This is a genomic window from uncultured Pseudokineococcus sp. (genome assembly GCF_947495735.1).
In the GTDB taxonomy this organism is placed as follows: Bacteria; Actinomycetota; Actinomycetes; order Actinomycetales; family Quadrisphaeraceae; genus Pseudokineococcus.
On sequence record NZ_CANMAA010000004.1, the window covers coordinates 169,842 to 183,433 of the forward strand.

General features: G+C 76.8%; 13 protein-coding genes. 9 read left to right on the top strand and 4 right to left on the bottom strand.

All coding sequences use genetic code 11. The features are described from left to right. Together Q0848_RS08125 and rpsD are read right to left on the bottom strand one after the other, a co-directional pair. Positions 1 to 357 (bottom strand): DUF948 domain-containing protein, encoded by a 357-nt coding sequence (locus Q0848_RS08125; protein ID WP_299036592.1) that lies wholly within the window; start codon positions 355 to 357, stop codon positions 1 to 3. Between the two features lie 685 nt (positions 358 to 1,042). Beyond that, positions 1,043 to 1,678 (bottom strand): 30S ribosomal protein S4, encoded by a 636-nt coding sequence (gene rpsD / locus Q0848_RS08130; protein ID WP_299036593.1) that lies wholly within the window; start codon positions 1,676 to 1,678, stop codon positions 1,043 to 1,045. Between the two features lie 77 nt (positions 1,679 to 1,755). Here rpsD and Q0848_RS08135 point away from each other — a divergent pair, with 77 nt between their 5' ends. Both Q0848_RS08135 and Q0848_RS08140 read left to right on the top strand, forming a co-directional pair. Beyond that, complete coding sequence (locus Q0848_RS08135; RefSeq protein WP_299036594.1) at positions 1,756 to 2,643, top strand: hypothetical protein; 888 nt, start codon at positions 1,756 to 1,758, stop codon at positions 2,641 to 2,643. A 76-nt stretch (positions 2,644 to 2,719) separates the two neighbouring features. After that, positions 2,720 to 3,769: a beta-carotene 15,15'-dioxygenase, Brp/Blh family gene (locus tag Q0848_RS08140; RefSeq protein ID WP_299036595.1), complete on the top strand. Its 1,050-nt coding sequence runs from the start codon at positions 2,720 to 2,722 to the stop codon at positions 3,767 to 3,769. Between the two features lie 149 nt (positions 3,770 to 3,918). On the opposite strand, the gene Q0848_RS08145 is transcribed toward Q0848_RS08140, so the two are convergent. Next, entirely contained in the window at positions 3,919 to 5,382 is a 1,464-nt protein-coding gene (locus Q0848_RS08145; protein ID WP_299036596.1) for a replication-associated recombination protein A, read from the bottom strand. 368 nt (positions 5,383 to 5,750) lie between these two features. Here Q0848_RS08145 and Q0848_RS08150 point away from each other — a divergent pair, with 368 nt between their 5' ends. Continuing rightward, positions 5,751 to 6,575 (top strand): GNAT family N-acetyltransferase, encoded by an 825-nt coding sequence (locus tag Q0848_RS08150; protein WP_299036597.1) that lies wholly within the window; start codon positions 5,751 to 5,753, stop codon positions 6,573 to 6,575. A 102-nt stretch (positions 6,576 to 6,677) separates the two neighbouring features. Here the strand turns inward: Q0848_RS08150 and Q0848_RS08155 are convergent, their stop codons facing one another. After that, a complete protein-coding gene (locus tag Q0848_RS08155; protein ID WP_299036598.1) occupies positions 6,678 to 7,424 on the bottom strand; it encodes a FadR/GntR family transcriptional regulator in 747 nt (248 codons plus the stop codon). Between the two features lie 171 nt (positions 7,425 to 7,595). On the opposite strand from Q0848_RS08155, the gene Q0848_RS08160 reads away from it, so the two are divergent. The 6 genes from Q0848_RS08160 (at position 7,596) to Q0848_RS08185 (ending at position 13,551) form a co-directional block, all read left to right on the top strand. Next, positions 7,596 to 8,594: a zinc-binding dehydrogenase gene (locus Q0848_RS08160; protein WP_299036599.1), complete on the top strand. Its 999-nt coding sequence runs from the start codon at positions 7,596 to 7,598 to the stop codon at positions 8,592 to 8,594. Then, complete coding sequence (locus Q0848_RS08165) at positions 8,591 to 9,169, top strand: TRAP transporter small permease (RefSeq protein WP_299036600.1); 579 nt, start codon at positions 8,591 to 8,593, stop codon at positions 9,167 to 9,169. Before Q0848_RS08160 ends, Q0848_RS08165 begins: the two co-directional genes overlap by 4 nt. 1 nt (position 9,170) lies before the next feature. Continuing rightward, positions 9,171 to 10,424: a TRAP transporter large permease gene (locus Q0848_RS08170; RefSeq protein ID WP_299036601.1), complete on the top strand. Its 1,254-nt coding sequence runs from the start codon at positions 9,171 to 9,173 to the stop codon at positions 10,422 to 10,424. A 63-nt stretch (positions 10,425 to 10,487) separates the two neighbouring features. Beyond that, a complete protein-coding gene (locus Q0848_RS08175; RefSeq protein ID WP_299036602.1) occupies positions 10,488 to 11,528 on the top strand; it encodes a TRAP transporter substrate-binding protein in 1,041 nt (346 codons plus the stop codon). Further along, a complete protein-coding gene (gene otnK / locus Q0848_RS08180; protein WP_299036603.1) occupies positions 11,525 to 12,817 on the top strand; it encodes a 3-oxo-tetronate kinase in 1,293 nt (430 codons plus the stop codon). The genes Q0848_RS08175 and otnK overlap by 4 nt, the downstream gene beginning before the upstream one ends. Then, positions 12,814 to 13,551, top strand: a complete 738-nt coding sequence (locus Q0848_RS08185) for a class II aldolase/adducin family protein (protein WP_299036604.1) — start codon at positions 12,814 to 12,816, stop codon at positions 13,549 to 13,551. Before otnK ends, Q0848_RS08185 begins: the two co-directional genes overlap by 4 nt. Positions 13,552 to 13,592: the final 41 nt, after the last annotated feature.

Sequence of the window (13,592 nt, forward strand, 5' to 3'; positions counted from 1 at the left end):
TCAGGCCCTCTTCCGGCGGCCCGAGATGGCGCCGCGGACGCCGTAGGTGAACGCCGCGACCTTGACGATGGGCGAGCCCAGCGTCGCCGCGAAGAGCGCGGTCAGCGCCGACACGTTGGTGGCGATCTGCGCCGCGCCGGTGGTGACCTGGTCCACGTTCTGCATCTGCTCGTTGACCTGCGTCACCGCCGTCGTGGTCTCGGTGATCAGCGGGCGCGTGTCGTCCGACAGGCGGCGCACCGCCTCGCGGGTCTCGTCGAGCACCTTGCCCAGCTTCAGCAGGGGGATGGCGAGCAGCCCCACGAGCAGCACGAACGCGATCGCGGCGATGAGCCCCGCGACGTCTCCTCCGGTCATCCGGGTCCTTCCAGGTCGGTCCGCGGCGTCCGCCGGGCCGACCACCACGGCCCCGGGGGGACGTCGCTGGCCTGCCGTCGGCGGCGCGCGGGCACGGCGCTTCCCGCCTCGCTGCCGAGGCGCGCGGGAACCCTACCGCGCACCCCGTGGCACGACGGCGCCGCAGCGGGCGCTGCGCACCTGCTCACGGCCGGTCTCGGACGGCTGCTGCGGCGGTGGTCGGCCAGCCGTCACCAGCGCGTGCGGTCGGGCGTGGCGTGGTCGCCAGGGCGGGCCGCCCGATCTCGTGGGGGGCACTGGCGGCGGCCGCGCATCTCGCCGTCTCGAGGCGGGTCACCCACCAGCGGCTCGGGCAGCGGCCTGCCTGACGTGCCCCCCTCGTCCCCGTGCGCCCCCGCCTGCCGCAGGTGGGCCGATCCGTCCGGCCGGAGCCGTAGATCTCGCGGCGTGGTCAGGAGCCCGTCCCGGGCGCCGGGCTGAGGACCGGGGCTCCGCACTGCTGTCGGCCTGGCGGGCGCGGGCGCGAGGTGACGTGCGAAGGGGCGGTCGGGGTGGGGCGGGGGCACGTGAGCCGAGCGCTCCCAGCGGCCGCCAGGCCCGCTGGGGGCGCGTAGGCAGTGCCCTCGACCCACCCCGACCGCCCCGGACCGACCCGGCCGCACCTGCCCGGCGCGGAGGCGACGAGTCAGCGCGAGTAGTACTCGACGACCTTGGCGACGTCGCACGTCACCGGGACCTCGTCGCGCTCGGAGGGGCGCACCACCTCGGCGCGGAGGTCGGCGATCTCGACGCGCAGGTAGGCGGGGACGGCGGGCAGCACGTCGCGGTGGGCGCCGGCGGCGGCGACCTGGAACGGCGGCAGCGCGCGGCTCTTCGGCGCGACCTCGACGACCTGGCCGGGGCGGACGCGGTAGGACGGCTTGTCCACGCGGGCGCCGTCGACGAGGACGTGGCGGTGCACGACCACCTGGCGGGCCTGGGCGATGGTGCGGGCGAGGCCGGCGCGCAGGACGACGGCGTCGAGGCGGCTCTCGAGGAGCTGGACCAGCACGTCGCCGGTGCGCTCCGGGTGCTTCTTCGCCTCGTCGACGGCGCGGCGGAGCTGGGCCTCGCGGATGCCGTACTGGGCGCGCAGGCGCTGCTTCTCGCGCAGGCGCAGGGCGTAGTCGCTCTCGCTGCGGCGGCGGGCCCGGCCGTGCTCGCCGGGCGGGTAGGGACGGTTCTCGAAGTGCTTGACGGCCTTCGGCGTGAGGGCGAGGCCGAGGCGGCGCGACAGGCGCACCTGCTTGCGCGAGCGGGTGCTCGAGGTGGTGGACGACACGGGTGCTCCAGGACGGTTCGGGGTCGGTGTGCGGTCGGACGACCACGACGGAGGACCTTAGGCTAGCCTCACCTGTCATGACGCATCTGCCCAGCGCCGCGGTCGTCGCCGCCACCGCCCTCTCCGGCTCGGGGACGGCGACGCTCACCTCGGCACGCACGGAGGAGCGGGCCGCCGTCGTCCACGCCCGCACGACCGGCGGGGACGTCGTGCTGCTCGCGAGCGCGGGCGACCTCGACCGCCTCGGCGTGGGCTCGCGGGTCGACGAGGACGCGCCCGTCCGGCTCGAGGTCGTCGTCGAGGCCCCGCTGCCCGACCTGACGGTCCCTCGGGCCCAGGTGGTCCTCGAGGGGTGGGCGGGCCTGGCGCCGCCGTCCCTGGCCGTGGCCGCGATGGACGCCGTGTGCGCCGCGGGGCCGGTCGCCGACCTCTTCGCGCAGTGGCCCGACGCGCGCGTGCTGCACCTGGACCCGGCGGCCGCGCGCCTGCACTGGGCCGAGGGCTGCACCGACGTCCCGGTCGAGGACCTGCGCGCCGCGACCCCCGACCCCGTCACGCTGCGGGAGGGGCACGTCCTGTCGCGCGTGGACGCGGAGCTGGGCGAGCGCCTCGTCGACCTCGTGCGCTCCATGGGGCACGCGCACCCGGCGCCGGGCGGGCGCGGGGCCGGCGTCGCCGGGCGCGACCTCGGGCGCGTCAGCGAGGTGCGCTGCGTCGGGGCGGACCGCTCGGGCCTCGTGCTGCGCTGCCGGGCCGACCGGCCCTGGGAGGGGCTGGGCGGTCGGTGCTGCGGCACCGGCCACGAGGGCGCCGCATGCGAGGCGACGACGACCGCGACCCTGCGCCTGCTGTTCCCCGCGCCGGTGGCCGACGCCGACGCGGCCGTCGACGCCCTGGCCCTGATGGTGGTCGCCGCCACCTCCGGCGGCGCCGCGCGCTGCCCGTACGCCCCCGGCGCCGCCTGAGCCCGCGCCGGTCCGCCTGAGCCCGCGCCGGTCCGCTGGGGCGCGCCCCGCCGCGCCAGCGGGGAGGGTGGGTGCTGTGGCGACGACGAGACCGGCACGACCGCGGGCCCACGGCACCGCGTCGACGGCTCCGGGGCTGCCTCCGCTGGAGGGGGCGCTGCGCACCGCCGTCGTGGCCGTGCCGCTCGCGTCGGCGGCCGCGGTGGCCGTCGCCTCGGCCCTGTCCGCCGGTCTCGCCGCGGCGGCCGGTCCGGCGCTGCTCGTCGCCGCGGTGGTGGTGGGCCTGCCCCACGGCGCGGTGGACCTGGTCCAGCCCGAGCTCGCCGCCCGCAGCCGGCGCGGTCGAGCCCTCGTGGGCGCGTCCTACGTCGGCCTCGTGGCGATGGCGGTGCTCGCCCTGCGGGTCGCTCCCCTGCCCGTCCTGGCCGCCCTGCTCGTCCTCGCGGCCGCGCACTTCGGCCTCGCCGACGACGTCGTGCACCGCTGGCGAGCCGCCGGCGGGTCCGGGCCGCGAGCCCTCTCCGGCGCCCTCGTCGCGGCCGCCCGGGTGGTCGCCCTCGGCGGGGTCCCGGTGGCCCTGCCGCTCGCCCTCGCCGACAGCGGGGTGCTGGCGCTGCTCGACGTCCTCGCGGGTGGCGCGGGCGCCGCCGTGGTGACGGGCGCGCGCCTCGCGCTGGGTCCGGTGGCGGCTGCCGTGCTCGTCACCGCCGTGGTCGCCGCCCGCCGCCGCGACGCGGTGGGGGCGCTCGAGCCGCTGGTGCTCGTCGCGCTCTTCGCCCTGGCCCCGCCGCTGGCGGCCTTCGCCGCCTACTTCGGGCTCTGGCACTCGCTGCGCCACCTCACCCGGCTGCTCGCCGTCGACGCCGTGCGCTCGCGCGCCGCCCGGCCGTCGCCGCCGCCGTCGCCGTCGCCGGAGCACCTGACCGGCGAGGAGCTGCGCGCCGCGGGCGGGCGCTTCATGCGCGCGGCCGCCCTCCCGACGGGGATCGCGCTCGTCGGCCTCGTCGTCCTCGCCGTGGTCGCGGGGGGCGACGTCCTGCCCGCGGCCCTCGTGCTCGTGCTGTGCCTGACGGTGCCGCACGCCGTGGCCGTGGCGCTCGCGGACCGGGCGCTGCACCGGGCCTGAGCCGCCCGCGGGCGGTGGGTTCCCGCGCAGACGGGGAGGACGAACGTGACGTCGCCGCGCGTCACCGCAGGTCAGGGACGTGCGAGCGGAGGCGAAGGGAACATCGTCCTCCCCATCGGGGCGCGGGCCCCCGTAGACCGTCGTCCGCGTCAGGGGCGGGCGCGGCCCTCGAGGACGGCGCGCAGCCGCTCGAGGCGCGCGCCGATCTCCCGCTCGGCACCGCGGTCGGTGGGCGTGTAGTAGCGGCGCCCGACGAGGCCGTCCGGCAGGTGCTGCTGCGGGGCGACGCCGTGGGGGGCGTCGTGGGCGTAGACGTAGCCGACGCCGTGCCCGAGCCGGGCCGACCCGGCGTAGTGGCCGTCCCGCAGGTGCGCCGGGACGACGCCGGCGCGGCCGGCGCGCACGTCGGCCACCGCGGCGTCCACGCCGAGGTAGGCGGCGTTGGACTTCGGCGCCGTCGCCAGGTGCACCACCGCCTGCGCCAGGGTGATGCGCGCCTCCGGCATCCCGAGGAGCTGGACGGCCTGGGCCGCGGCCACCGCCGTCTGCAGGGCGGTCGGGTCGGCCATGCCGACGTCCTCGCTGGCCGCGACGACGACGCGCCGGGCGATGAAGCGGGGGTCCTCCCCCGCCTCGAGCATCCGGGCGAGGTAGTGCAGCGACGCGTCGACGTCGCTGCCGCGCATCGACTTGATGAAGGCGCTGATGACGTCGTAGTGCTGGTCGCCGTCGCGGTCGTAGCGCAGCACCGCCGCCTCGAGGGCGCGCTCGGCGTGCTCCAGGCGCAGCGGGACCGGCTGGTCCTCGGGCAGGCCCGCCTCCCAGGCGTCGGCCGCGGCGGCGCCGGCCGCGGCCTCCAGGGCCGTCAGGCCGCGCCGGGCGTCGCCCTCGGCGACGCGGACGAGGTGCTCCAGGGCGTCGCCCTCGACCTCCACCTCGCCGCCCAGGCCCCGCTCGTCGACGAGCGCGCGCTCCAGCAGCCCGCGGACGTCGGCCGGCTCCAGCGGCTGCAGCGTCAGGAGCAGCGAGCGCGAGAGGAGCGGGGAGATCACGGAGAAGCTGGGGTTCTCCGTCGTCGCCGCGACGAGCACGACCACGCCGTTCTCGACCCCCGGCAGCAGGGCGTCCTGCTGGGCCTTGGTGAAGCGGTGGATCTCGTCGAGGAACAGCACGGTCCGCCGGCGGTGCAGGTCGCGGCGCTGGGCGGCGACGTCCATGACGCGGCGGACGTCCTTGACCCCGGCCGTGATGGCCGACAGCTCCTCGAAGTCCCCGCCGCCGGCGCGCGAGACGACGTGCGCGAGCGTGGTCTTCCCCGTGCCCGGGGGGCCCCACAGGACGACGGACGTCGGCGCCGCCCGGGTCACCCGGCGCGGCGCGGCCGAGGGCTGCTGCGCCGCAGCCGGTCCCGCAGCGGACAGGCTCTCGACGAGGCGACGCAGCGGGGAGCCGGGACGCAGCAGGTGCTGCTGGCCGACGACCTCCTCGAGGGTGCGCGGGCGCATCCGCACCGCCAGCGGAGGGCGCGCGCCGGAGGAGGAGCCCGCCGCGCGCGAGGTGTCGACGTCCTCGGCGTCCCCGGCGGCGCTGAAGAGGTCCGACCCGCTCACCACGCCCTCCAGGCTAGGCCGTCCGCGTGCGGGCGCCGACGAGTCGCCGCTCCCGCCGGTGCGGAGCGCCGCACCCCACGTGCGGTCGCGGCGTGACCGGCGACGTCTCCCGCGCGCGTCGGGCCCTGCACTTCCTCGGCCTGCTGCACGCCCCGGACGGCGAGCCGCGGGGGAACGCCAGGGGGGCCCTCCCGCTACGGCGCCGGGACCAGCTCCGCGTCGGTGCGGCTGGACCAGGACCTCGACGACCTGCGCCGGCGCGTAGAGGCGCTGGAGCGCGGCGCTGGTCCCTCCGACCCGCCGCGCGACGTGCGCTGACGCCCGCACCGACCGCCGGACGGGTCGCGTCCCGCGGGTGCCAGGATCCTCGCGTGCCACGGGACGTCGACGCCTCCTCGCGCGAGGTGCTGGACCTGGGCGCGCGCTCGCTGCCGGACCTCGCCGAGCTCGCCGGGTCGCCGGGCGCCCCGGACCTCTTCCTGCGCTGGCAGCTCGCGCCGACGGCGGTGCACCGCGCCTGGCGGGCCGGGTCGGCCACCGGGGTGCTCGCCGACCGCCGCCGCGGCCGCTCGCTGGTCGTCGTGGGAGGCGCGGAGGACGCCGCTGCGCTCGTCGCCGCGGTCCTCGAGGAGGCCGCGCCGCAGCTGGTGACGCTCCCCCGGGGGACGCCCGACCTCCTCGCCGCCACCCGCCCCGACGTCGGCGGCCGCCTGGTGGGAGGGGACGACTGGGACTGGTTCTGGACGAGCAGCGCCCCCGCGCACCCGGTGCCGGGCGAGGACGAGGTCGTCGAGCTCGACGTGGGCGACGCCGCCGCCCCGGGCCCGGACGCCGAGCCGCTGCGCGCGCTGCTCGCCGCGGGCAACCCCCGCTCGTCGGTCCAGCCGGGCGACGCCCACGCGCGCCGGTGGGTCGGCGTGCGGCGCGGTCGCGACGTCGTCGCCTGCGTCGCGAGCACCGCCGACGACGGCGGCCCGGCGCCGCACCTCGCGGCCGTGGCCACGCGGCCCGACCTGCGCGGGCAGGGGCTGGGTGCCGCTGTGACGGCAGCGGTGACGCGCGCCCTGCTGCGCGAGGCGCCCGTGGTCACCCTCGGCATGTACGCCGACAACGACGTCGCCCGCCGGATGTACGGCCGTCTGGGCTGGGCCTGCTCCCACCGCTTCTCCTCGCGGCGCGTCGAGCGGGGAGCCTGACACCGCGACCCCGGCTCGGCGCGGGCCCGTCCGACCGGGGACGTCAGCGCGTGCGCGTCGACCGGGCGCGCCCCTGGTGCTGGCTCACCGGGGGCACCGCCGTCAGTCGCCCTCCGAGGACGCCGACTGGTCGTAGCGCACCCACGTCGCCAGGACCTCGTCCAGGTGGTCGGCCATCGCCTGCCTGGCCCCGACGGCGCGGTGGGCCTCCAGCGCCCGCACCACGTCCGTGTGGGCCCGGGCGACCACGACGATGCGTCGGGGGTCGAAGGAGAACGTGGCCACGCGCGTCTGCATGAGGGCCTCGCCGAGGACGTCGTGGAGCATGACGAAGAAGTCGTTCCCCGTCGCGAGCGCGAGCCCCCGGTGGAAGGCGTAGTCGTTGCGCGAGGCCTCGACGATGTCGTCGGCGTGGCCGGGCAGCTGGTCGCACAGGTCGTGGAGCGCCGTCAGCGCCGCGTCGTCGATCCGCTCGGCGGCCAGCCCCGCCACCTCGACCTCGACGCTGGCGCGCACCTCGTGGAGCTGCCGGTAGCGCACCTCCGGACCGTGGCGCACGAAGCGCTGCAGGAGCTCGGTGACGTCCTCGAGGCTCGTGGTGCCGACCGCGAGCCCCGACCCCGGGCTGGCGACCACGATGCCCTTCGCGGCCAGCGCCTGGACGGCCTCGCGGACGACGGTCCGGGAGACGCCGAAGCGCTCGCACATCTCCCGCTCCGACGCCAGGCGGTCCCCGGGGCGCAGCCCTCGCTCGACGATGTCGGCCCGCAGCAGCTCGGAGACCTGGTCGGACAGCCTCCGCTGCCGGACCACCCCCGCCGGCTGGTCCTTCGGTGACGGCACGGACATCAGCGCTCCCTCTCCTGACGGCACGACGCTCCCGCACGGCACCCGGGGCGGGTCCCATGCTCCCGCAGGTGCGTGCCGCCAGTTCGACGGGCAACTGGTCTGACCGGATCCCATCAGATACCGTCCGGCGCTGACGCGGCGAGGACGCCGCGAGGAGGAGGTGCGACGCCGATGCGCGCCATCAGGTTCGAGACCTCGGGACGGGCTCACGTCGTCGACGTGGACGTCCCCCGACCCGGCCCCGGGGAGGTGGTCGTCAGAGTCACCTCCACGGGTGTCTGCGGCTCCGACCTCGCCGCCCTGCGCGGCCGCCACCCGTTCCGGATCCCGCCGCTCATCTCGGGCCACGAGGCCGGTGGTGTCGTCGACTCCATCGGCGAGGGCGTGGTGGGGACGTCGGTCGGGGAGCGGGTCGTCATCGACCCGCAGCGACCGTGCGGCTCGTGCGACCTGTGCGACTCGGGCCGCTACCACCTGTGCCCGCGCAAGGTCATGCTCGGCGTCGCGGAGTGGGACGGCTCCTTCGCCGAGCTCGTCGCCGTCCCCGAGCACACGCTGGTGCCCGCACCGGACGAGGTGCGCGACGAGCACCTGGCGCTCGCGGAGCCCGTCGCCGTGGCGGTCCACGCGGTGCGCCAGCTGGGCGAGCGGTCTGCGCGACGCGCGCTGGTGCTGGGGGGCGGGACCATCGGCGCCCTGCTGTGCCTGGTGCTGCGCGACCGGGGCAGCGAGCGCGTCGAGGTCGTCGAGCCCCGCGAGCACGTCCACCCGCTGCTGCGCCACCTCGGCGCCGAGCAGGTCCACGCCCCCGGCGCCGACCTCGAGCCGGGCGGCTACGAGGCCGTGCTCGTCGCGGCCGGCGTGCCCGACCTGCTCGACGTCGCGATGGACGCGGTCGCCCCCGGCGGCGCCGTCGTGCAGGTGGCGGTGTTCGACGCCCCCGTGCCCGTGGCCGTCGGTCGCCTGCAGGTGCGGGAGGTCGCCCTGCTCGGGACGGCGATGTACACGCGGGCCGACTTCGAGGTCGCGCTGCGCCTCCTGCGCGAGCACCCCGACCTCGGCGACCGGCTCGTGACCCGCACGACCGGGCTCGAGGAGGGCGCCGACCTCGTCACCGAGATGGGGCGCAGCGGTCCCGGTGAGCTGGTCAAGCTGGTGATGGTGCCGTGAGCGGCGCGCGGACGGCCGCCCAGCGGCTGCTCGGCGGCGTCGAGCGGGCCCTCGTCGCGATCGCCGCCGCGGCGCTCGTGGCGATGAGCCTCGTGCTCGTCTTCCAGGTCGCCATGCGCTACGTCGTGCAGAGCCCGACCGTCTGGTCGGAGGAGTTCGCGACGCTCGCCTTCGTGTGGTGCGTCATGACGGCCATCCCGGCGGCCGTGCGGCGCAGCGAGCACATCACGGTCGACCTCCTGCCCGACGCGCTGCACGGCCGCGCCCGCAAGACGGTCCTCCTCGTGGCGCACGGGCTCACCACGGTGACGTTCGGGCTCTTCGCCGTCTTCTCGGCAGCGCTGCTGCCCAGCGGCGCCCGCCAGCTCATGACCGGCCTGTCCATCGCCACCGGCGCGGAGGTGCCGCTGCTCCTCATGTACGTGGTCGTGCCCGTGGGCCTGGGCCTGGCCGCCGTCTTCGCGGCGGAGAAGCTCCTCACGACGGCTCGCACGCCCGCGGAGGAGCTGCCCCGGCGCAGCCTGGTCGAGCCGGTCGCGGGCACCGAGACCGCCGTCGCGGGCGAGGTGCGCTGAGATGCCCCTCGTCCTCGGCGGCGTCCTGCTCGTCGTCCTCGTCGTCGGCGCACCGGTCGGGATCGCGATCGGCCTGGCGTCCGTCCTCAGCCTGCTGTCCAGCGGGGTGCCCGTCGAGGTGGCGCCCCAGCGGCTCCTCGCCGGCACCCGGTCCTTCCCGCTGCTCGCGGTCCCCCTGTTCGTCTTCGCCGGCGCCCTGATGAACGCCGGCGGCGTCACCCGCCACCTGATCGCCCTGGCCTTCGCGGTCATCGGTCGCATCCGCGGCGGCCTGTCGGCGGTCAACGTGCTCACCAACATGACCTTCGGCGGGATGTCCGGCTCCGCCGTCGCGGACGCCTCGGCCGTCGGCCGCCTGCTGATCCCGCAGATGATCAGCCGGGGCTACAGCCGGGGGGACGCCGCGTCGGTGACCGCCGTGGCCTCGACGGTCGCCCTCGTCATCCCGCCGAGCATCACGATGATCATCTACGCGGTCACCGCGGACGTGTCGGTCGCGGACCTCTTCTTCCACGGCCTGTACATCGGCCTCGCCTTCGGCGCCGTCTACATCCTCACCGGCTACGTGATCGCCCGCCGCAAGGGCTACCCGGCCGAGGCCCCCGTCGGCGGGGCGGAGCTCCGCCGTGCGCTGCTCGGTGCCCTGCCCGCGCTGTCGGTGCCGGTGGTCGTCCTCGGCGGCATCCGCCTCGGCGTCTTCACGGCCACGGAGGGGGGCGCGGTGGCGGTGCTCGTCGCGGCGCTGCTCGGGGTCGCCGTCTACCGCGAGCTCACGGTCGCCGCGCTGCGCCGCGCCATGGGCGAGACGGTCATGCTCGTGGCGGCCGTCATGCTCGTCCTCGCGATGGCGCAGGCCTACTCCTGGGCCCTGGTCACCGGCGGGACGCCGCAGCTCCTGGCCGACGCCGTGCTCGGCCTCACCGACCAGGTGCTGGTCGTGCTCCTGGTCGTCAACGTCCTGCTGCTGCTCGTCGGGACGGTCGTCGAGGGCAACGCGGCGATCATCATCTTCACGCCGATCCTCCTCCCGGTCGTCACCGCCGTCGGCGTCGACCCGGTCCACTTCGGGCTCATCGTCGTGATCAACCTCGCCATCGGCCTCGTCACGCCGCCGGTCGGCATCAGCCTGCTGATCGGCACGCGGATCGCCGGCATCCCCGTCGAGCGCTCGCTGCGCGACCTCGCACCCTGGCTGGCGGTGGCGGTGGTCCTGCTGCTGCTCGTCACGTACGTGCCGGTGCTCTTCCTCTACTGACCAGCCGCCCCAGACCGGCCCGACCGACAGCGGGAGCGACGCCGCCCCGCCGAAGGAGTCGTCATGGCACCACCCACGCTCGTCCAGCCCTCCCCCGCCCCGGGGCGTCGCCGCCGCGCCCACGCCTGCGTCGTCGTCGCCGCAGCCTCCGCCCTCGTCCTGGCCTCCTGCGGCGCCCAGCGGCAGGAGGCGGGCGCCCCCGAGCTGACGCTGCGGCTCGGCCACACCTACGGCGTCGGCAGCCTGCAGGACCGGGCCTCCCAGCGCCTCGCCGAGAACGTCGCCGAGGCCTCCGACGGCCGCGTGGAGATCGAGCTCTACCCGGCCGGCCAGCTCGGCAGCTGGGAGGACATGCAGGAGGGCCTGGAGTTCGGGGCCGTCCACATGGTGGTGGAGTCCGTCGGCTCGCTCGAGCGCTACACCGACCTCGCGGCGGTGGAGGGCGTCCCGTTCATCTACGACAGCCCCGAGCAGTTCCTCGCGGTCTGGGACGGACCGCTCGGCGAGGAGATCATCGAGGCCATCCGGGACGACACCGGCTTCCTGCTCCTGGGGTCGATGTACCGCGGCGGTCGCGTGCTGAACTCCGACCGCCCGGTGGAGCGCCTCGAGGACCTCCGCGGCCTGAAGCTGCGGGTCCCGACGCAGCAGACCTACCTGGACACCTGGACGGCGCTGGGGGCGAGCCCCACGCCGCTCGCCCTCAGCGAGGTCTTCGCCGCCATCGAGCAGGGCGCCGTCGAGGGGCAGGAGAACCCGGTCGACGTCGTCCGCTACAACTCCTTCTACGAGGTGGCGCCGTACGTGGCGATGACGAACCACCTCTACGGCAACTTCCACTTCCAGACGTGGGGCGAGGCCCACGACTCCTGGCCCGCGGACCTCCGAGCGGTGATCGACGACGAGGTGGACGAGGTCTCGGACTGGTACCGGGAGACGTCGCTGGCGGAGCAGGAGGAGAACGTGGAGTTCCTGCGCGCCGAGGGCGTCACCTTCACCGAGGTCGACCGGGAGGAGTGGCGCGAGGCGACCTCTGAGGTGCTCGAGGAGGCGGACCCGCAGGTCCAGGAGTGGGTGCGGCGCATCCAGGACGGGCAGGCGTGAGCGTGGGCGCGGACGGACGGAGGGTCCCGCTGCGCGGGGCGGTGGCGGACGACTTCACCGGCGCGACCGACCTCGCCGGCAGCTGGCGGGCGCGCGGCCTGCGCACCGCCGTCGTCCTCGGGGTGCCGGACGAGACCGTCGCCGCCGGCCTCGACGAGCAGGACGCCGTCGTCGTCGCCCTGCGGACGCGGTCCGCGCCGGTCGACGAGGCCGTCGCGGCGTCGCGCGCCGCGGCGGAGGTGCTGGTCGGCCTCGGCGTGGAGCAGGTCTACGACAAGTACTGCTCCACCTTCGACTCCTCCCCCGAGGGCAACATCGGCCCGGTGGCCGATGCGCTGCTCGAGGTGACGGGCGCGCCCGGCGCCGTCGTCGTGCCGGCCTTCCCGGCGGCCGGGCGCACCGTCTACCAGGGGCACCTGTTCGTGCACGACCAGCTGCTGCACGACAGCCCGATGAGGGACCACCCGCTCAACCCCATGTGGGACTCCCGGCTGGCGGTGCTGCTGGGCGCGCAGACGGCCCACGCGGTGGCCTGCGTGCCCCTGGGCGACGTCCGCGCCGGGGCCGAGCACCTGCGGCGCGAGCTGGACCGGCGCCGGGACGCCGGTGCGCGCTACCTCGTCGTCGACAGCCTCACCGACGACGACCTCGCCGTCGTGGCCCGCGCGACCGCCTCCGACCGCCTCGTCACGGGCGGCTCGGGCCTGGCGCTGGGGACGCCCCCCACCGGACGGCGCCTGCCCCCGGTCGTCGGGCCACCGGGCCGGCGAGCGGTCCTCGCGGGCAGCGCCTCCGCCGCGACGCGGCGCCAGGTCGCCGCCGCGCGCGGCCGCCTCGCCTCCCGCGGGCTCGACGTCGCCGCGCTGGCCGACGGGCCCGACGCCGTCGACGCCGTGGTGGACGACCTGGTCGCGTGGGCGCGGGCGGAGTGGGCGGAGCGGCCCGAGCAGCCCGTCCTGGTGTTCTCCGTCGCCGACGCGTCGGACGTGCGCCGCGGCCGGGAGGCCTCGCCGGACGCCTCGGCCCTCGTCGAGGCCTGCCTCGGCCGGCTCGCGCCGGCGCTCGTCGACGCCGGCGCGAGCCAGCTCGTCGTCGCCGGGGGCGAGACGTCGGGCGCCGTCCTCCACTCCCTCGGGGTGCGGCGCCTCGAGATCGGCCAGCCCCTCGGTCCGGGCCTGTCCTGGTCCGCGGGCACGACCCCGGACGGGCGGCCGCTCGCTCTCGTGCTGAAGTCCGGCAACTTCGGGGCGGACGACCTCTTCACCGCGGCGTGGCAGGAGCTGGGATGAGCGCACCACCGCAGAGCCCGACCGACCAGGCGGACGGCCTGCCCGAGGTCGTCGAGGAGCTGCTGGCCGCAGCGCACCACCTCGCTGGGCTGGGGCTGTCCCCCGGCACGTCGGGCAACGTCTCCGTCCGCGTAGCCGCGGACGAGGCGGACGGAGACGGCGGGGAGCGGGTCTGGATGAGCGCGAGCGGGGTGTCGCTCGCCTCCCTGACGGGCGCGGACCTCGTCCAGCTCGTCCCCGACCCCGCCGCTCCCGACGGGTACGCGCCGCTCCCCGGCCCGAGGCCGACGAAGGAGGCCGGGCTGCACCTCGCGATGTACGCGCGCGACCCGCGGGCCCGGTGCGTCGTGCACCTGCACTCCCCCCGCGCCGTGGCCGTGTCCTGCCTCGAGCCCTGGTCGGACTGGACGGCGCTCCCGCCGCTGACGCCCTACCTCGTCATGCGGGTCGGCAGCGTCCCGCTGATCTCCTACGCGCCACCGGGCGACGCCGACCAGGCTCGTGCCGTGCGCGAGGACGACCGCGCCTTCGCCGCCGTCCTTCTCGCCAACCACGGTCCGCTCGTGGCCGGGGGCGCGGTCGCCCAGGCCGTCGACCGCGCGGTCGAGGTGGAGGAGGCCAGCACGGTGCAGCTGCTCCTCGGCGACCGGCCGGGCGTGCGGCTGCTGCCGCCCGGGAGCGCGCGGGAGCTGGCGCACCGGTACGAGCAGCACTGGGGTCCTGCCGGCGGCTGAGCGGCAGCACGACCCACGTCCCGTGGACGGGAGCAGCCAGC